The 18,903-nt window shown below is 72.8% G+C and carries 15 protein-coding genes, 1 tRNA gene and 3 pseudogenes; 14 read left to right on the plus strand and 5 right to left on the minus strand.

Annotation, left to right across the window (positions count from 1 at the left end; all coding sequences use genetic code 11):
- The first annotated feature begins 60 nt into the window (after positions 1–60).
- The 3 genes from tpiA to QUE47_RS13940 all read left to right on the plus strand — a co-directional run bounded on the left by tpiA (position 61) and on the right by QUE47_RS13940 (position 1,697).
- On the plus strand, positions 61–846 hold the full coding sequence (tpiA, locus tag QUE47_RS13930; protein WP_286217777.1) for a triose-phosphate isomerase: 786 nt from the start codon (positions 61–63) through the stop codon (positions 844–846).
- 163 nt (positions 847–1,009) lie between these two features.
- Positions 1,010–1,252 carry a preprotein translocase subunit SecG gene (secG, locus tag QUE47_RS13935; RefSeq protein WP_286217778.1) on the plus strand — a complete coding sequence of 81 codons (243 nt, stop codon included), beginning with the start codon at positions 1,010–1,012 and terminating at the stop codon, positions 1,250–1,252.
- Positions 1,253–1,349: 97 nt separating this feature from the next.
- The gene (locus QUE47_RS13940; RefSeq protein WP_286217779.1) at positions 1,350–1,697 is read left to right on the plus strand and encodes an RNA polymerase-binding protein RbpA; all 348 of its coding nucleotides are present in this window, start codon (positions 1,350–1,352) and stop codon (positions 1,695–1,697) included.
- Between the two features lie 165 nt (positions 1,698–1,862).
- Here the strand turns inward: QUE47_RS13940 and pgl are convergent.
- From pgl to tkt, 5 genes and pseudogenes are all read right to left on the minus strand, one after another.
- Positions 1,863–2,611: pseudogene (gene pgl / locus QUE47_RS13945) on the minus strand (6-phosphogluconolactonase).
- On the minus strand, positions 2,611–3,522 hold the full coding sequence (locus QUE47_RS13950; RefSeq protein WP_286217780.1) for a glucose-6-phosphate dehydrogenase assembly protein OpcA: 912 nt from the start codon (positions 3,520–3,522) through the stop codon (positions 2,611–2,613). The pseudogene pgl and the gene QUE47_RS13950 overlap by 1 nt, the downstream one beginning before the upstream one ends.
- Positions 3,523–3,586: 64 nt before the next feature.
- Positions 3,587–5,127 (minus strand): annotated as a pseudogene (zwf, locus tag QUE47_RS13955) (glucose-6-phosphate dehydrogenase).
- Between the two features lie 46 nt (positions 5,128–5,173).
- Positions 5,174–6,304: a transaldolase gene (tal, locus tag QUE47_RS13960; RefSeq protein WP_286217781.1), complete on the minus strand. Its 1,131-nt coding sequence runs from the start codon at positions 6,302–6,304 to the stop codon at positions 5,174–5,176.
- A 166-nt stretch (positions 6,305–6,470) separates the two neighbouring features.
- A complete protein-coding gene (tkt, locus tag QUE47_RS13965) occupies positions 6,471–8,636 on the minus strand; it encodes a transketolase (protein WP_286217782.1) in 2,166 nt (721 codons plus the stop codon).
- Positions 8,637–9,155: 519 nt separating this feature from the next.
- Between tkt and QUE47_RS13970 the strand changes: the two genes are divergently transcribed.
- The 11 genes and pseudogenes from QUE47_RS13970 (at position 9,156) to QUE47_RS14020 (ending at position 18,743) form a co-directional block, all read left to right on the plus strand.
- Positions 9,156–10,067, plus strand: a complete 912-nt coding sequence (locus tag QUE47_RS13970; protein ID WP_286219519.1) for a heme o synthase — start codon at positions 9,156–9,158, stop codon at positions 10,065–10,067.
- Between the two features lie 15 nt (positions 10,068–10,082).
- Entirely contained in the window at positions 10,083–11,048 is a 966-nt protein-coding gene (xerD, locus tag QUE47_RS13975) for a site-specific tyrosine recombinase XerD (protein WP_286217783.1), read from the plus strand.
- A gap of 183 nt (positions 11,049–11,231) precedes the next feature.
- Positions 11,232–12,047, plus strand: coding sequence for a ParA family protein (locus tag QUE47_RS13980; RefSeq protein WP_286219520.1), 816 nt, complete (start codon positions 11,232–11,234; stop codon positions 12,045–12,047).
- A gap of 31 nt (positions 12,048–12,078) precedes the next feature.
- Positions 12,079–13,050: a segregation and condensation protein A gene (locus QUE47_RS13985; RefSeq protein ID WP_434019694.1), complete on the plus strand. Its 972-nt coding sequence runs from the start codon at positions 12,079–12,081 to the stop codon at positions 13,048–13,050.
- Positions 13,047–13,753 (plus strand): annotated as a pseudogene (scpB, locus tag QUE47_RS13990) (SMC-Scp complex subunit ScpB); the annotation flags it as partial. The gene QUE47_RS13985 and the pseudogene scpB, both read left to right, overlap by 4 nt.
- A 172-nt stretch (positions 13,754–13,925) precedes the next feature.
- Positions 13,926–14,885, plus strand: coding sequence for a pseudouridine synthase (locus QUE47_RS13995; RefSeq protein WP_286217784.1), 960 nt, complete (start codon positions 13,926–13,928; stop codon positions 14,883–14,885).
- Positions 14,886–14,894: 9 nt separating this feature from the next.
- Entirely contained in the window at positions 14,895–15,257 is a 363-nt protein-coding gene (gene aroH, locus QUE47_RS14000; RefSeq protein WP_286217785.1) for a chorismate mutase, read from the plus strand.
- 102 nt (positions 15,258–15,359) lie between these two features.
- The gene (gene cmk, locus QUE47_RS14005; protein ID WP_286219522.1) at positions 15,360–16,097 is read left to right on the plus strand and encodes a (d)CMP kinase; all 738 of its coding nucleotides are present in this window, start codon (positions 15,360–15,362) and stop codon (positions 16,095–16,097) included.
- A complete protein-coding gene (locus QUE47_RS14010; RefSeq protein ID WP_286217786.1) occupies positions 16,094–16,813 on the plus strand; it encodes a lysophospholipid acyltransferase family protein in 720 nt (239 codons plus the stop codon). Before cmk ends, QUE47_RS14010 begins: the two co-directional genes overlap by 4 nt.
- Positions 16,814–17,090: 277 nt before the next feature.
- Positions 17,091–18,572, plus strand: coding sequence for a ribosome biogenesis GTPase Der (gene der, locus QUE47_RS14015; RefSeq protein ID WP_286219523.1), 1,482 nt, complete (start codon positions 17,091–17,093; stop codon positions 18,570–18,572).
- Between the two features lie 97 nt (positions 18,573–18,669).
- A tRNA-Pro gene (locus QUE47_RS14020) sits at positions 18,670–18,743 on the plus strand.
- The last annotated feature ends 160 nt before the right edge of the window (positions 18,744–18,903 follow it).

Consider the following 18,903-nt stretch of genomic DNA (forward strand, 5'->3'; position numbering starts at 1 on the left):
CGCACAGACCGAGGTCACCGGCGACCCGCCGGGACCGACCGAATCGACGAAAGGCACATCGTGGCCGACCGCACCCCGCTGATGGCGGGCAACTGGAAGATGAACCTGGACCACCACCAGGCGATCTCGCTCGTGCAGAAGCTCGCCTGGACCCTCAAGGACGCGAAGCACGACTTCGCGGCCGTCGAGGTCGCGGTGCTCGCACCCTTCACCGACCTGCGCAGCGTCCAGACGCTGGTCGACGCGGACAAGCTGGAGCTCCGCTACGGCGCGCAGGATCTGTCCGCGCACGAGTCCGGCGCCTACACGGGCGAGATCTCCGGTGCGATGCTGGCGAAGCTGGGCGTGACGTACGTCGCCGTCGGCCACTCGGAGCGTCGTGAGTACCACGGCGAGGACGAGGCCGTCACCAAGGCGAAGGTCGCCGCAGCGTTCGCGCACGGCATCACCCCGATCCTCTGCGTCGGGGAGGGCCTCGACGTCCGCAAGGCCGGCGACCAGGTCTCGCACACGCTCGCCCAGGTCGACGGTGCGCTCGACGGGCTTCCCGCCGAGCAGGCGGCTCAGATCGTCATCGCGTACGAGCCCGTCTGGGCGATCGGCACCGGTGAGGTCGCGACGCCCGAAGACGCTCAGGAGGTCTGCGGAGCGATCCGCGCCCGCCTCGCCGAGCTGTACGACGCCGAGCTGGCCGGTGGCGTCCGCGTGCTCTACGGGGGCTCGGTGAAGTCGGGCAACGTCGCGGCGATCATGGACAAGCCCGACGTCGACGGCGCGCTCGTCGGCGGCGCGAGCCTCGACCCGGAGGAGTTCGCGCGGATCGCAGGCTTCAGCGCCTCCGCCTGACGCCGCACGACCGTACGAACGCTGTACCGGGCCGCCCCGGGGACGCCATTCGAACGAGGTTGGCCCCCGGGGCGGTTCGTCGCCTACCCTGTCCCACGGGCCCGCAAGGGCTCGTCGCCCGGCCCGCGCCCGCGGGCCCCGAAACCCGAGGTCGTGTCTTCAAGTGGACGTGCTGCGCATCATCCTCCAGGTCCTGCTGGTCCTCACCAGCGGCTTCCTGATCCTTCTCGTGCTCCTGCACAAGGGCAAGGGCGGCGGGCTCTCGGACATGTTCGGAGGCGGCATCACCAGCGGTGCGGGCAGCTCGGGTGTCGCCGAGCGGAACCTGAACCGGATCACGATCGGCTTCGCCCTCACCTGGGGCGTCGTCATCGTCCTTCTCGGACTCATCCAGAAGATCAGCTGACGAGCGCGTGGGCCCCGACCCACGCAGCGGTGCTGACCGGCGACGGGGCCGGTGAGCGAGACCGCACCCACGATCGACTACCAGGGGGAGCAGGACAGTGGCGTCAGGAAGTGCCATCCGTGGTTCGCGCATCGGCGCAGGGCCGCTCGGCGAGAGCGAGCGCGGCATCGCCGCACCGCGTGTCCGCGTCACCTACTGGTGCGCCAACGGGCACGAGTCGACGCCCAGCTTCGCGGCCGGCGAGGACGTCGAGCTGCCGGAGACCTGGGACTGCACCCGCTGCGGCTACCCGGCAGGTCAGGACCGCGAGGCTCCGCCCGCGCCGGAGGCCTCCGTCCCGTTCAAGACCCACCTGGCGTACGTCAAGGAGCGGCGGTCCGACGAGGACGGCGAGGCTCTCCTCGACGAGGCCCTCGCTGCCCTCCGGGCGCGTCGCGGTCGCTGAACCCGGCCGCTAGAACCAGCCGCTCTGAACCCGGCCGCCTCTCGGGCGCGCCGCGGGCGCTGAGGCCGCTCGACCCACCCGCTTCGGGGCGCGCCGAGCCGCACACTCTTGCCTCATGGGCACGCTGCGCCCGCTGGACCCAGCGGTCCGGCGGGCTGTGCCGTGTCAGGAAGGTGCAGCGCCCGCCGCGGCGGCGTCGAGCAGCCACAGCGTCCGGGACGTGCCCTTCGCGCCGCCGGCGGGAGCGTCCGAGACCGGGGCGTCCCCGAGGGCGGCACTGACGGCGTCCGCCTTCTCGGCGCCGGCCGCGACCACCCAGACCTCGTGCGCCGAGCAGATCGCGTCGAAGGTCAGGGAGACACGTTCCGCGGGCGGCTTGGGGGAGCCGTGCACCCCGACGACGGCCGTGCCCATGACCCCGAGCGCTTCGTGGCCGGGGAACAGCGAGGCGACGTGGGCGTCGGGGCCCATGCCGAGCAGCAGGACGTCGAACGCCGGGACCTCGCTGCCGTCGCCGGCGTGACGGGCCAGCTCCGCGCGATAGGCGGACGCCGACTCCTCAGGTGTCGCGACGGCGTCCGACAGGGGGAGCATCGGGTGGACGTTCCCCTCGGGGAGGGGAGCGAGCCGAGCAGGGCGTCGCGTGCCTGCGTCTCGTTGCGGTCCGGGTCACCGTCCGGCAGGAAGCGCTCGTCGCCCCACCACAGGTGCACGGCCGACCAGTCGACGGCGGCGCGCACCGGGTCGGTGGCGACCTCCGCCAGCGTCTTGATCCCGACGGTGCCCCCGGTGAGGACGACGTGGACCGTCTCCCGTACCGACTGGACGTCGAGGATCCGGGTCAGCAGGCGCGACGCGGCGGCTCTCGCGAGGACGTCGGCGTCCGGGTGGACGACGACGAAACGCTCCGACATCAGGCGACCTCGTGGAGGGCGTCGAGGAGGACCTCGCCGAACATCTCGTCGGGGTCCAGGCGCCGGAGCTCCTCGGCGAGGCACTCCTGCAGGCCGCGGATCGGCAGCGAGATGTGCCGCTCGGGCTTGCCCGGCTCCGAGAGGGTGGTCGTCTCGCCGTCGGGGCGGTCGATCACGATGGGTCCTCCACGGCGTTCCAGCACGACCCGCGTGATCCCGGGTGCACCGGGGGTGCTGCCGACGCTCGACGGGCACTGCAGCTGGTGTCCGAGCCACGCCGCCAGGAGCAGGACGGACGGGTGACCGGCCTGGCCCTCGACGCGGACCGAGGTCACCGAGTCATAGGGCGGCTGGTCGAGCGCCGCGGCGATGATGCCTCGCCACAGGGTGATGCGGGTCCAGGACAGGTCGGTGTCGCCCGGCACGTGGTGGTCGCGCAGGCGCTCGATCGCGGTGCGGGGCGCGGGCGCGTAGAGGGCGTCCGTGATGCGACGGTTCGCCATGCGACCGACCCGGTCGGCGCCGGGGTTCGCCGGCGGGGTGCCCGGCCACCAGGCGACGATCGGCGCGTCGGGGAGCAGCAGCGGCATGACGAGCGTGTCCCCGTGGTCGCCCAGCTCGCCCGACGGTCGCAGGACGACGACCTCGCTCGCCCCGGCGTCGCCGCCGACCCGGATCTGCGCGTCGAGACCGGGGCCCTCGGACGTCGACGGCGCCAGGACGACGATGCGGCACGGGTGCTCCCGGCTCGCGTCGTTGGCCGCGGCCACCGCGTCCTCGAGCCCCTGGTCCTCGGTGATGATGACGAGCGTCAGCACCCGGCCCAGGGCCACGGCGCCGCCCTCGTCGCGCAGGTTCACCAGACGCTTGGCGACGTCGTTGGTGGTCGTCTGGGGCAGGTCGATGATCATCGGTCGGTCCTGTTCTGCGTGGGGGACGGCGCCGTGTGCGGGCGGACGACAGGGTTCGGGCGGGTCATGGTCGCCGCCAGGCGCGCCCGTCGCGCTCCATCATCTTCTCCGCGGACTCCGGGCCCCAGGTGCCCGCCCGGTACGGCTCCGGCTTGCCCGTGGCGGCCCAGTGGGCCGTGATGGGGTCGAGGATCTTCCAGGAGAGCTGGACCTCTTCGTGGCTCGGGAACAGTGGCGGGTCCCCGAGCAGGACGTCGAGGATGAGCCGCTCGTAGGCCTCGGGGGACGACTCGGTGAACGCGTGCCCGTAGCCGAAGTCCATCGTGACGTCGCGGACCTCCATCGCCGTGCCCGGGACCTTGGCGCCGAACCGGATCGTGACGCCCTCGTCCGGCTGCACCCGGATCACGAGGGCGTTCTTGCCGAGCTCGGACGTCGCGGACGACTCGAACGGCAGGTGCGGCGCGCGCTTGAAGACGACGGCGATCTCGGTCACGCGGCGGCCGAGGCGCTTGCCGGTGCGCAGGTAGAACGGGACGCCGGCCCACCGCCGGTTGTCGATGTCGACCCGGATCGCGGCGTACGTCTCGGTCGTGGAGGCCTTGTCGAAGCCCTCCTCGTCCAGGTAGCCGACGACCTTCTCGCCGCCCTGCCAGCCCGACGCGTACTGCCCGCGGGCCGTGTGGTCGTCGAGGTTCTCCGGGAGCCGGACGGCGGAGAGCACCTTGATCTTCTCGGCGCGCAGCTGGCCCGCGTCGAAGGAGACGGGCTCCTCCATCGCCGTCAGGGCGAGGAGCTGCAGGAGGTGGTTCTGGATGACGTCGCGGGCGGCGCCGATGCCGTCGTAGTAGCCGGCGCGCCCCCGATGCCGATGTCCTCGGCCATCGTGATCTGGACGTGGTCGACGTAGTTCGCGTTCCAGATCGGCTCGTAGAGCTGGTTCGCGAACCGCAGGGCGAGGAGGTTCTGGACCGTCTCCTTGCCCAGGTAGTGGTCGATGCGGAACACGGACTCGGGGTCGAACACCTCGGACACGACGTCGTTGAGCTCCTCGGCGCTCTCGAGGTCGTGACCGAAGGGCTTCTCGATGACGACCCGGCGCCACGCGTCGTCGGTCGACTCCGACAGCCCGGACTGGGAGAGCTGCTTGCACACCACCGGGAACGCCGACGGCGGCACGGACAGGTAGAACGCGTGGTTCCCGCCGGTGCCGCGCTCGGCGTCGAGGGTCTCCACGGTCTCGCGCAGCCGCTCGAACGCGTCGTCGTCCCCGAACTCGCCGCGGACGAAGCGGATGCCCTCGCACAGCTGCTGCCAGGTGCCCTCGTGGAACGGGGTGCGGGCGTGCTCGCGCACGGAGTCGTGCACGATCTTCGCGAAGTCCTGGTCCTCCCACTCGCGCCGCGCGAAGCCCGTGAGCGCGAAGCCCGGCGGCAGGAGCCCCCGGTTCGCCAGGTCGTACACCGCCGGCATGAGCTTCTTGCGTGCGAGGTCGCCGGTCACCCCGAAGATCACGAGGCCGCACGGGCCGGCGATCCTGGGCAGCCGCAGGTCCCGCGGGTCGCGGAGCGGGTTGGAGCCGGCGTTGATCTGGGCGGGTGTCACCGAGGGGTCTCCGATCGGAGGGCGGGCGGGGCGAGCGGGATGGCGGTCAGGAGTCCTTCGCGGCGGAGAGACCGTCGTCGATGGTGCTCAGGAGGTCGGTCCAGGCGTCCTCGAACTTCGCGACGCCCTCGTCCTCGAGCTGCTGGGTGATCTCGGCGAGCGAGATGTCGAGCTGCTCGATCGTCTGCAGGACGGAGCGCGCCTCGTCGTAGGCGCCCGTCACGGTGTCGCCGTCCACGGTGCCGTGGTCGGCGAAGGCCTCGAGCGTCGCCTCGGGCATCGTGTTGACGACGCCGGACGTGACCAGCCCGGTGACGTACAGGGTGTCCGGGTAGTCGGGGTCCTTGACCCCGGTGGAGGCCCAGAGGGGCCGCTGCGGGATCGCGCCCGCCTCGGCGAGAGCCGTCCAGCGGTCGGAGGAGAAGACCTCCTCGTAAGCCTCGAACGCGAGCTGGGCGTTGGCGACGGCCGCGCGTCCCCGCAGGGCGAGCGCCGCATCGCTGCCGACCTCCTCGAGCGCCGCGTCGACGGCCGAGTCGACGCGCGAGACGAAGAACGAGGCGACGCTGGCGAGACGGCTCAGGTCGTGTCCGGCGTCGCGGGCGGCCTCCACCCCGGCGAGGAACGCGTCCATCACCGCCCGGTAGCGCTCGAGCGAGAAGATCAGCGTCACGTTCACGCTGATGCCCTGCGCGAGGGTCCGCGTGATCGCGTCGAGGCCCTCGACCGTCGCCGGGATCTTGATCAGGACGTTCGGCCGGTCGACGGTCCGCCACAGGCGCTCGGCGGTCTCGACCGTCTTCTCGGTGTCGTGCGCGAGCCGCGGGTCGACCTCGATGGAGACCCGGCCGTCGACGCCGTCGGTCGCGTCGTACGCCGGGCGAAGGACGTCGGCGGCCTCCCGGACGTCGTCGGTGGTGATCGTCTCGACCGCGGCGTCCAGGCCGGCACCGGAGCCGGCGAGCTCGCGGAGCTGCTCGTCGTAGGCGTCTCCCTGGGCCAGGGCCTTGGCGAAGATGCTCGGGTTCGTGGTGACGCCGACCACGTCACGGCTGCCCATGAGCTCGGCGAGGTTGCCGGTGCGCAGCCGCTCGCGCGAGAGGTCGTCCAGCCAGATCGAGACCCCGGCCGCGCTGAGCTCTGCGGTCGGACGGTCGGAGGCGGTTCCGTCGGTCATCATCGTCCTCTCGTCGTGGTGCTCTGCTGTCCTGCGATCGTGCGATTCGTCCTGCGGTCCTGCGGTCCTGCGGTCCTGCTGCTCTGCGGCTCGTCGCGTGGTCCGGGACGAGCGTCCCACCGGCCCGGACCACGAAGGGCCCGGGCCGGTGGTCGTGCGGTCGCGCCTACTTCTGGTCGCCGGTCCCGCCCTCGGTGGCCCGCGGGCCACCGCCCGGAGCGACGTCGCCGCCGGCGACGGCAGCGATCGATTCCCGCGCGGCCGACGCCACGGCCTCGGCGGTGAACCCGAACTCGCGGAACAGGACCTTGGCGTCGGCCGAGGCGCCGTAGTGCTCGAGGCTCACGACACGACCGGCGTCGCCCACGATGTCGTGCCAGCCCTGCGCGACGCCGGCCTCGACCGACACGCGGGCCCGCACGGCGGCGGGCAGCACCGACTCGCGGTAGTCGGCGTCCTGCTTGTCGAACCACTCGCGGCACGGCATCGACACGACCCTGGCCGAGACGCCGTCGGCGGCGAGCTGCTCGCGCGCCTCGACGGCGAGCTGGACCTCGGAGCCGGTGCCGACGAGCACGACGTCCGGCGTGCCCTCGGTGTCGGCGAGGACGTAGGCGCCGCGCGCCACGCCGGAGGCCGGGGCGAACCCGCCCTCACCGCGGTCGAACGTCGGGACGCCCTGCCGCGTCAGGATGATGCCGGCGGGGTTCGAGGTGTTCTCGAGCACCGTGCGCCACGCCCAGGTGGTCTCGTTGGCGTCCGCGGGGCGCACGACGTCGAGGCCGGGAATCGCACGCAGCGACGCGAGGTGCTCGACCGGCTGGTGGGTGGGGCCGTCCTCGCCGAGACCGACGGAGTCGTGGGTCCAGACGAACGTCGACGGGATCTCCATCAGCGCGGCGAGACGGACGGCCGCGCGCATGTAGTCGGCGAACTGGAGGAACGTGCCGCCGTAGGGACGCGTGAGCCCGTGCAGCACGATCCCGTTGAGGATCGAGCCCATGCCGTGCTCGCGGATGCCGAAGTGCAGGGTGCGCCCGTAGGGGTTGCCCGGGAACTTCTTCGTGGCGTGCTCGAACGGGATGAACGACGGCTCGCCGTCCATCGTCGTGTTGTTCGAGCCGGCGAGGTCGGCGGAGCCGCCCCACAGCTCCGGGAGCACGCCGGCGAGGGCAGAGAGCACCTTGCCGGACGCCGCACGGGTCGCGAGGCCCTTGCCGGGCTCGAACTCGGGGAGCGCGTCGGTCCAGCCCTCGGGGAGCTCGTGGGCGCGCAGCCGCTCGAGGAGCGCCGCGCCGTCGGGGTTCGCGGTCTTCCAGGCGGTGAAGGCGGTCTCCCACGCCTCACGCTCGGTCGACTGGCGGTCTGCGACGGCACGCGTGTGCTCGAGCACCTCGTCGCGGATCTCGAACGACTTCTCGGGGTCGAGCCCGAGCGCGACCTTGAGGCCGGCGACCTCGTCGGCGCCCATCGCCGACCCGTGGATCCCGCCGGTGTTCTGCTTCGTGGGGGAGGGGTAGCCGATGATGGTGCGCAGGTCGATGATCGACGGGCGGTTCGTCTCGGCCTTCGCGGCGTCGAGCGCTGCGGCCAGCGCGTCGAGGTCCTCGTCGTACCCGGTGCCGTCCGCGGTCCAGTCGACCTTCTGGGTGTGCCACCCGTAGGCCTCGTAGCGGGCCATGACGTCCTCGGTGAACGCGATGTCCGTGTCGTCCTCGATGGAGATCTTGTTGTCGTCCCAGATGACCACGAGGTTGCCGAGCTGGTGGTGGCCGGCGAGCGAGGACGCCTCGGAGGTCACGCCCTCCTGGAGGTCGCCGTCCGACGCGATCACGTACACGTGGTGGTCGAACGGGCTCGTGCCGGGGGCGGCGTCGGGGTCGAGCAGCCCGCGCTCGCGCCGGGCGGCCATGGCCATCCCGACGGACGACGCGAGCCCCTGGCCGAGCGGACCGGTGGTGATCTCGACGCCCCGGGTGTGGCGGAACTCGGGGTGGCCCGGGGTCTTGGAGCCCCAGGTGCGCAGGGCCGCGATGTCGTCCATCTCGAGGCCGTAGCCGGCGAGGAAGAGCTGGAGGTAGATCGTCAGGGACGAGTGGCCGCAGGAGAGCACGAACCGGTCGCGGCCGATCCACTGGTCGTCTGCAGGGTCGTGCCGCATCGTCTTCTGGAACAGCAGGTACGCGGCGGGTGCGAGCGAGATCGCCGTGCCCGGGTGCCCGTTGCCCACCTTCTCGACCGCGTCTGCGGCGAGCGCCTTGATGCTGCGCACGGCCTCGTCGTCGAGAGCGGACCAATCCAGTGGCGAGATCGCCGGGTCGAACGTGTTCACCGAACCTCATTTCCCGTCCCCGGGCGTGCCGGGAACCGTCTGCGTACTCCGGGTGTCGACCGCGCTCGTAGACCGCTCGTAAGGGACGACCCACGGCGCGGGTGACCGTGGACCCAGCCTATACATCGGCCCGTCGTCACGTTCCCGGTGTTCGGTCCGTGGTCCTGGTGCCGCTCCCGTGCCGCTCCCGTGCCGCTCCCGTGCCGCTCCCGTGCCGGTTCTCGTGCGGTTCCTCGGGCTGGTCCGCTCCGCCACCCGGAGCGGGCGGCCCGTGTGGCGTGTGACGTTCGTCGTCCTCCGGAGAGGGGAGTGGAGGCGCTGGATCGCACGCCGTGGCCGTAGCATGTGGGGACGGACGGCGAACTCACCCACGCCTGTACGCCACCCCGGCGCGCGGGCGCGGTGACGGGCGAGCCGGTGGCGAACCGACATCCACGAGGAACGGAACCCGAGCGAGTGCACACGACGAGCGAGCGGAACACCCCGCCGCGGGACGCGGCGACGGGTCGCCGGGCCGACGTGACCTCCGGTTCCCCTCGGACCCCCGAGTGGCGCGGCCGGCTCGGCGCGTACGTCGCCCTGACGAAGCCTCGGATCATCGAGCTGCTCCTCGTGACGACGCTGCCGACGATGATCCTCGCCGAGGGCGGCATGCCCGGCCTGTGGCTGGTCCTCGCGACCCTCGTGGGCGGCACCGCCGCCGCGGCGTCGGCCAACGTGTTCAACTGCTACCTCGACCGCGACATCGACGCGGTCATGAACCGCACGAGCCGCCGTCCGCTCGTCACGGGCGAGGTGACGCCGCGGGCCGCCCTCGTGCTCGCGTCCGTCCTGGGGGTCTTCTCGCTCCTGTGGTTCGCCCTGCTCGTCAACGCGGCCTCGGCCTGGCTGACGTTCGCCGCGATCGCGATCTACGTCGTCGGCTACACCATGCTGCTCAAGCGGCGCACGTCGCAGAACATCGTCTGGGGCGGGATCGCCGGCTGCATGCCCGTGTTCATCGGCTGGTCGGCCGTCACTGGCGGCCTCGACTGGGCGGCCGTCGCGCTGTTCGGTGTGATCTTCTTCTGGACGCCGCCGCACTACTGGCCGCTGTCGATCAAGTTCACCAAGGACTACCGCGATGCCGGGGTCCCGATGCTCCCGGTCGTGGCGAGCTCGACCCGGGTCGCGGGCGAGATGATCCTGTACACCGTCGCGATGATCGCCTGCTCGCTCGCCCTCGTCCCGCTCGCCGGGATGTCCTGGGTCTACACCGTCGTCGCGATCGGTCTGGGGGCGTGGTTCCTGACGAGCTGCGTGCTGATGCTGCGCCGGGCGCAGGACCCGGCGCGGGGCAAGCTCCGCGCGATGAAGGTGTTCCACGCCTCGATCACCTACCTGACCGCGCTGTTCGTCATGGTCGCGGTCGACGTGTTCCTCCCGTTCTGACCTGCGGGCGCGGCGGTGACCTCTCTCGATGACGACGAGCGCGCGGGCGACCGCACCCCGCTGGACCGTGCGCGGGACGAGTACCTCGCCCACCTGACGATCGAGCGCGGCCTCTCCGTCAACACCCTCGCCGCCTACCGTCGAGACCTCGACCGCTACCTCGCGCACCTCGGGTCCGCGGGACGCCGGGACCCCGGCTCCGTCACGCCCGACGACGTCACGGCCTTCACGGCCGCCGTCCGCACGGGCAGCGACGGGCGCACCCCGCTCTCCGAGGCGTCGACCGCCCGCGCGGTCGCGTCCGTGCGCGGCTTCCATAGGTTCGCCCTCGCCGAGGGGACCGCGGACGCGGACCCGTCGGCCGACGTCCGCGCCCCCAACCGGGCGAGGCGGCTGCCGAAGGCGATCTCGACGGACGAGGTCGCACGGATCCTCGACGCGGCCGGCGAGGGCGAGGGTCCGGGCCCGCTGCGCGACCGCGCGCTCCTCGAGCTCGTCTACTCGACGGGCGCCCGCATCTCCGAGGCCGTCGGCCTCGACCGCGACGACCTCGACCTGGACCGGGGGAGCGCGCGACTGTTCGGCAAGGGGCGCAAGGAGCGCGTGGTGCCGCTGGGCTCGTACGCCCGGCGCGCGGTCGACGCCTACCTGGTGCGGGGTCGCCCGGAGCAGGCGCTGCGCGGGACCGGCACGCCCGCGGTGTTCCTCAACTCGCGCGGCAGCCGGCTGTCCCGGCAGAGCGCCTGGGCGGTCCTGCGGTCCGCGGCGGAGCGGTCCGGGATCGAGCACCCCGAGCGCATCTCGCCGCACACCCTGCGGCACTCGTTCGCCACGCACCTCCTGGCCGGCGGCGCCGACGTCCGGGTGGTCCAGGAGCTCCTCGGCCACGCGTCGGTGACGACGACGCAGATCTACACGCTGGTGACCCCGGACGCCCTGCGCGAGGTGTACGCGTCGTCCCACCCGCGAGCGCTCGGCTGAACGTCCGGCCGATGAGCGGCACGCCGTGCCCGCCACGGTCGTGTCCGGTGCGGCTGCGGTAGCGTGACGGGCGTGAGCAGCCCGAGCGAGACCAGGACCGAGCAGGAGCTCTCGAGCTCTGCTGCACCCGCAGCGCCCGGAGTGCCGACGACCCCGGGCCGACCCGACGCGGCCGGACGCACCATGCCCGAGTTCGCGGTCCCCGCGCCGCTGGCCGAGCACGGCCCCGCTCGCATCATCGCCATGTGCAACCAGAAGGGCGGCGTCGGCAAGACGACGTCGACCATCAACCTGGGCGCCGCTCTCGCGGAGTACGGGCGCCGGGTGCTGCTCGTGGACTTCGACCCGCAGGGGGCCGCGTCGGTGGGCCTGGGGGTCAACCCGCACGAGCTCGACCGGACCGTCTACAACCTCCTGATGGAGCGCGGCGCCGCGGCCCGCGACGTGATCGTCGAGACCGCCGTCGAGGGTCTGGATCTGCTCCCGGCGAACATCGACCTGTCGGCGGCCGAGGTCCAGCTCGTCGGCGAGGTCGCCCGTGAGTCCGTGCTGAGCCGGGTGCTGCGCCCCGTGCTCGACGACTACGACGTGATCCTCGTCGACTGCCAGCCGTCGCTCGGCCTGCTCACCGTGAACGCGCTCACCGCGGCGCACGGTGTCGTGATCCCGCTCGAGTGCGAGTTCTTCGCGCTGCGCGGGGTGGCCCTGCTCGTCGAGACCATCGAGAAGGTGCGTGACCGGCTGAACCCGCGCCTCGAGGTCGACGGGATCCTCGCCACGATGTACGACTCGCGCACGCTGCACTCGCGCGAGGTCGTGGCACGCGTGCACGAGGCGTTCGGCGACCAGCTGCTCCACACGATCATCTCGCGCACGGTGAAGTTCCCCGACGCCTCCGTGGCCGCAGAGCCCATCACCGTCTACGCCCCGAACCACGCCGGCGCCTCCGCGTACCGGCAGCTGGCGCGCGAGCTCGTCGCACGCGGCGACGCGGCATGACCGTGCTGTGGGCGCGGCCGGTCCGGTGACCGTGGCTCCCACGGTCGGGACGGCAGCGACCGTGGCGGACGACGCCCCGACCGCTCCGGTGACGGCGTCGCCGGAGGACGCGGAGAGGGGCGGGCGCCGCCCGTTCGAGGTCCACCTGGAGAACTTCTCCGGTCCGTTCGACCTGCTGCTGTCGCTGATCGCCAAGCACCGCCTCGACATCACGGAGGTGGCGCTGGGGGCGGTCACCGATGAGTTCATCGCGCACATCCGCCGCGCGGGGCTCCTCGACCGCAACCTCGGTGAGGCGAGCGAGTTCCTCGTGGTCGCTGCGACGCTCCTGGACCTCAAGGCGGCGCGTCTGCTCCCGTCCGGGGTCGTCGACGACGCGGAAGATCTCGAGCTGCTGGAGGCTCGCGACCTGCTGTTCGCGCGGCTGCTGCAGTACCGCGCGTACAAGCAGGTGGCGGACCTCGTCTCGGAGCGCCTCGCCGCCGAGGGGCGCAGGTTCCCGCGCCAGGTGCAGCTCGAGCCGCACCTGGCCGCCATGCTCCCGGAGCTGGTGTGGCAGGTCGGGCCCGAGGAGCTGGCGCGGGTCGCTGCCCGGGTGCTGGCGCCGCGGGAACCGGCGCCGGGCGTCGATCTCTCGCACCTGCACGCACCGGCGGTCAGCGTGCGCGAGCAGGCCCGGATCGTCGCGGAGCGGTTGCGCGAGCACGGTCCGGCGAGCTTCCGGACCCTGGTCGCCGGGGTCGAGCCGCCCGTGGCGGTGGCGCGGTTCCTGTCGCTCCTCGAGCTGTTCCGCCAGGGCGTGGTGGGCTTCGACCAGGTGGAGCCGCTCGGCGAGCTCACGGTCCGGTGGTCGGGGTCGGACGACGCGGCCCAGGTGGGCGACGACCTCGCCGAGCTCGACGCGACCGAGTTCGACGGTGACGAGCCGGACAGCACGGGATTCGCGGGCACCGGCGACAGGCCTGGCGAGGGTGCCGGGGCCACGAGCGAGGAGGACGCATGAGCGACGCCGTCGAGACGACCGACGTCCCCGCGGACGTCGCGGGCGGTGACGGCCCGGTCCCGAACGGGCCCGCTCCCGAGGCCCCCGCGGACGGGCCAGGCGCCGACGCGCAGACCTCCGGGGCGGTCGTCGAGGCGGACGAGCTCGCGTTCGACGTCGAGGACCTGCCCGGGGTGCGGCCGCCGCGCTGGAGGCGATCCTCATGGTCGCCGACGAGCCGATCCTGACGACGAGCCTCGCCTCGGCCGTGGCGCTGCCGGTCGCCGAGGTCGCTGCGCTGCTCGACGATCTCGCTGTGGAGTACCGGGGCGAGCACGGTGGGCGTCCGCGCGGGTTCGAGCTGCGCGCCACGGCCGGCGGGTGGCGCTTCTACACGGGCGTCCCGTTCGCGGACGTCGTCGGCAGGTTCGTGCTGGAGGGTCAGACGGCGCGGCTCACCCAGGCGGCGCTCGAGACCCTCGCCGTGATCGCGTACCGGCAGCCGGTCACGCGTGGCCAGGTCTCGGCGGTGCGTGGGGTCAACGTGGACGGGGTCGTGCGCACGCTGACGACCCGTGGCCTCGTGGCCGAGGTGGGGCAGGACCCCGACACCGGCGCGATCCGGTACGGGACTACGGGATACTTCTTGGAGCGCATGGGGTTCTCGTCGCTCGACGAGCTGCCCGCGCTCGCGCCTCACCTGCCCGACGTGGGCGCCCTCGACGAGCTCGGGGGCTCGCCGACCTCGGTGGTGGGCAGCGCGAGCCCAGCAGCGCGCCGGACTCGTCGACAGCCGCGACGGGCCCGGCGACACAAGCAGCGACAGAAGCAGCGACGGACTCAGCGACAGACGCACCGCAGGGCGAGGCCCTGGACGAATCGACGAAGGAACACTGATGAGCACCTCCCAGCCCCGCAGGGGATCAGGCCGACCCGACCGGTCGTCGGGTTCGACGGACGGCGGGGTCAGCAAGCGACGTGGTGCGCCGCGGCCCGCGGACAAGAAGGGCGCGCCCGGCGGCAGAGGCGGCAAGCCCGGCAAGCCCGGTAAGGGCGGCGCTGCTCCGAAGAAGCGCGTCCCGGCGCGCCGCGCCAAGATCGAGGAGGCGCCCGCGCGCGACGTCCACGACCCGGAGGGCGTGCGGCTGCAGAAGGTCCTCGCCGGAGCCGGCATGGGGTCGCGCCGCGCCTGCGAGCAGCTCATCGAGGAGGGACGCGTCCAGGTCGACGGCGTCACGGTCCGCGAGCTCGGCGTCCGGGTGGACCCGGACTCGGTCGCGATCCACGTCGACGGGATGCGCGTCCAGCTCGACACGTCGCTCGTCACGATCGCGCTCAACAAGCCGCGCGGCGTCGTCTCGACGATGGACGACCCGGACGGGCGCCCGGCCCTGACGCAGTTCGTCCAGAACCGGTCGGAACGTCTGTTCCACGTGGGTCGCCTCGACGCGGACTCCGAGGGCCTGCTGCTCCTGACCAACGACGGCGAGCTCGCGAACCGGCTCACCCACCCGAAGTACGAGGTCGCCAAGACCTACCTCGTCACCGTCGACGGCAAGGTCAAGGGCTCGCTCGCCAACACCCTGCTGCACGGCGTCGAGGTCGAGGACGGCACCGCCAAGGTCGACGCGTACAAGCTCGTGGACACCACGCCGACGCAGAGCCTCATCGAGGTCGTCATCCACGACGGTCGCAACCGGATCGTGCGCCGCATGTTCGACGCCGTCGGGCACCCGGTGGACCAGCTCGTGCGCACGCGCGTCGGGTCGATCCGCCTCGGGGACCTGCCGCCCGGGCGCACGCGCGTCCTCGGCAAGGCCGAGCTCGGCACCCTCATGGCCGACCTCGGGCTCTGAGGGGTACCGGTGGCAGTCCGGGCGATCCGTGGTGCGACGCAGCTCGACACCGACGACCGAGACCACCTGCACGCGCGCACCACGGAGCTCGTCGAGTCCGTGCTGAGCGCCAACGGGATCGGGACCGACACCCTCATCTCGCTGTTCTTCACGAGCACGCCCGACCTCGTCTCCGACTTCCCTGCCGCGGCCGCCCGGGGCATGGGGCTCGGGGACGTGCCGCTGATGTGTGCGGTCGAGATCGACGTGCCGGGCGCTCTCCCGCGGATCGTGCGTGTCCTCGCGCACGCCGACGTCGAGGTGCCGCGCTCCGCCGTCCGGCACGTCTACCTGCACGGGGCGACGGCCCTGCGCAAGGACATCGCCCAGTAGGGCGCGGGCGACGCGGCGACGTATCCTCACCTGCGCGGGTGGAGCCCGCGCGACCGGACCGAACCTGGAGATGACGTGACCTCACCCGACAGCCCGACCGACGTGACCGCCCCGACGGAGGGACAGGCGTCGACCGGCGCCGTCACCGTCGCGATCGACGGACCGTCCGGCTCGGGCAAGTCGAGCGTGTCCAAGGCGGCGGCGCAGCGGCTCGGCCTCGCCTACCTCGACACGGGCGCCATGTATCGCGCGGCGACCTGGTGGTGCCTCGACCAGGCGGTCGACCTCACCGACGCCGACGCCGTGGCCGCAGCCGTGCGCGCGATGCCCCTCGTCATGGGCGTCGACCCCGCGGCCCCGACCGTCCACGTCGGCGAGACGGACGTGGCCGGGCCGATCCGCACCACGGAGATCTCCACCGCGGTGAGCGCGGTCGCCACGAACCTCGCCGTGCGCGACGAGCTGCGCCGGCTGCAGCGCGCCGAGATCGACGCCCAGCGCGACCCGTCCTCGCTGTCGCAGGGCCGGGGGATGGTCGCCGAGGGCCGGGACATCACCACGGTCGTCGCGCCCGACGCCGACGCGCGGATCCTCCTGACCGCCAGCGAGGAGTCACGCCTCGCCCGCCGCGCCCGCGAGCTCCACGGCGACGCCGACGCCGCCTCCGTGGCAGCGACCCGCGACCAGGTCGTCCGCCGCGACGCGGACGACTCGACCGTCTCGCAGTTCACGGTGGCCGCCGACGGCGTCGTGACCGTCGACTCGTCGGACCTCGACCTCGAGCAGACCGTCGACGCCGTCCTCGCCGTGATCGCGCAGGTGACGGGCACCCACGAGTGACAGGCCCACGCAAGGGGCGGTTCCCGAGCGCTCTCGACCTGTACGGCCCCGACGGACCCCCGGCCGGCGGGCCGCGCTGGTCACGGCACGTCGGCAGGTTCGGAGCCCGCGTCGTGTGGGACACCCGCGTCACCGGAGCGCACCACGTCCCCGCCGCCGGCCCCGTGATCCTCGCCGCGAACCACACCGGCGTCGTCGACGGACCGCTGCTCCTCGGTGTCGCGCCCCGACCCCTGCACATCCTCGTCAAGGACGAGATGTTCCACGGCTTCGTCGGCTCCGTGCTCCACCGCGCCGGACAGATCCCCGTCGACCGCACCTCCGGACGCGCGGCCCTCGGCTCGGCGCTGGCGGTCCTGCGCCGTGGTGACGCGGTCGGCGTCTTTCCCGAGGGCGGCCGAGGGCGCGGCGACGCCTCCTCGGGGCGCGCCGGGGTCGTGTGGCTCGCCCTCGCGGCCGGGGCCCCGGTCGTGCCCGTGGCGATCCTCGGGACCCGCCGCACGGGGGAGTCGACGAGCCGGCTGCCGGGCCCGCGTCGCCGGATCGAGGTCGAGATCGGGGAACCCCTCGTGCTCGAGCGTGCGCCGGGGACCACCGGTCGCCAGGCGCTCGTCGACGCGAACGAGACGGTCCGGGCGGCGCTCGCGGGCCTGGTGACCAGAGCGTCGGCGAGGACGGGTATCGACCTGCCGGACGACGTCCGACACCCTGGGTAGCGCGCCTCGACGAAGACTCGGGAAGCGGCGGACGACCCGGTGGAACGGCGGTGCGGACCGGTCCGCCGAGCGGTCCTGCGGGGCCCGCGAGGGCCTGCGTTCGGCGTGGGCGGCGATGCCTGGGAGAATGGGTGCCATGACCCACCCCGACGACGTCTCTCCGGACGCCTCTGTGCCTTCTGACAGGCCTTCTGACGCGCCACTTGCTGCATCCGGCGACATGACCGAGACCGACGCTTCGCACGACCTGGACGGCGCGGACGACGCGGCCGGAACTATGCCCGACGCGACCCCCGAAGGGGTCGGCGCGATCGACGCCGACACCGACGACGCGGACCGCGAGCGCGCGCTGCGCGCGGGCCTCGAGGACTACGAGCTCGGCGACGAGGACCTCACGCTCCTGGACCGCGAGCTCGACGAGGACGACGATGCCGCGCCCGAGGCGCCGCTGCCCGTCCTCGCGGTCGTGGGCCGCCCGAACGTCGGCAAGTCGACGCTCGTCAACCGCATCCTCGGGCGCCGTGAGGCCGTGACCGAGGACAAGCCCGGCGTCACGCGCGACCGCGTGAGCTACCCGGCCGAGTGGGCCGGGAAGAACTTCACGCTCGTCGACACCGGCGGCTGGGAGGTCGACGTCGCCGGCATCGAGGCGCGCGTCGCCGAGCAGGCCGAGGTCGCGATCGAGCTCGCGGACGCCGTCGTCTTCGTCGTGGACGCCGTCGTCGGCCCCACGGCGACGGACGAGCGCGTCGTGCGGCTGCTGCGCCGCTCAGGCAAGCCGGTCGTGCTGTGCGCCAACAAGGTGGACGGGGCGTCCGGCGAGGCCGACGCCCAGACGCTGTGGAGCCTCGGGCTCGGCGAGCCGTACCCCGTCTCCGCCCTCCACGGGCGCGGCACGGGCGACCTGCTCGAGGCCGCCGTCAAGGCGCTGCCCGAGAAGAGCGCGCACGGGGAGCTGCGTCCCGAGGGTCCGCGACGCGTGGCCCTCGTCGGCCGCCCGAACGTCGGCAAGTCGTCCCTCCTGAACAAGGTCGCCGGCTCGGAGCGGGTCGTCGTCGACGAGATCGCCGGCACCACCCGCGACCCCGTCGACGAACTCGTGCTGCTGAAGGGCCAGCCCTGGTGGTTCGTGGACACCGCCGGGATCCGCCGTCGCGTCCACCAGACGCGCGGCGCCGACTTCTACGCGTCGTTGCGCACCCAGGCCGCGATCGAGAAGGCCGAGGTCGCCGTCGTGCTCCTCGACGCGAGCGTCCCGATGACCGAGCAGGACACCCGGGTCATCTCGCAGGTCGTCGACGCCGGGCGCGCCCTCGTGATCGCGTACAACAAGTGGGACCTCATGGACGAGGACCGCCGCCGCTACCTGGAGCGCGAGTTCGACCGCGAGCTCGTCCAGGTGCAGTGGGCGCCCCGCGTCAACGTGTCGGCGCGCACCGGCTGGCACACCGACCGGCTCGTGCCCGCGCTCGAGCGCTCGCTCGGGTCGTGGGACAAGCGGATCCCGACCGGGCGCCTCAACGCGTTCCTCGGCGACCTCGTCGCCGAGCACCCGCACCCGCTGCGCGGCGGCAAGCAGTCGCGCATCCTCTTCGCGACGCAGGCGTCGACGCGGCCCCCGCGGTTCGTGCTCTTCGCGACCGGCTTCATCGAAGCCGGGTACCGCCGCTTCGTCGAGCGTCGCCTGCGCGAGGAGTTCGGCTTCGAGGGCACGCCCATCGAGATCTCGGTGCGCGTGCGCGAGAAGCGCAAGCGCTGACCCGCCGGCGACAGCCCGCGGGTTCGGGAGAACCCGCAGGTGTGGGGTAGTATTTCCGACGGTTCGCAAGGACCACCGGGACCCGTTCGCGGGTCCTCGGGCTGTGGCGCAGCTTGGTAGCGCACTTGACTGGGGGTCAAGGGGTCGCAGGTTCAAATCCTGTCAGCCCGACAGTGAGGCCGCAGGTCAGAGAGATTCTGACCTGCGGCTTTGGTCGTGTCTGGGGTGATCTGCGGTATGGGCGCCCGGGGGTCGCGACGGTCGTTCGGTCGCCGAGCGTGTTGTTCGCGGGCTGCTCGACGCTCCGGAACCCCGCTAGCGACACACTCGG

The organism is Paraoerskovia sediminicola (genome assembly GCF_030296575.1).
GTDB classification, from domain to species: Bacteria; Actinomycetota; Actinomycetes; order Actinomycetales; family Cellulomonadaceae; genus Paraoerskovia; species Paraoerskovia sediminicola.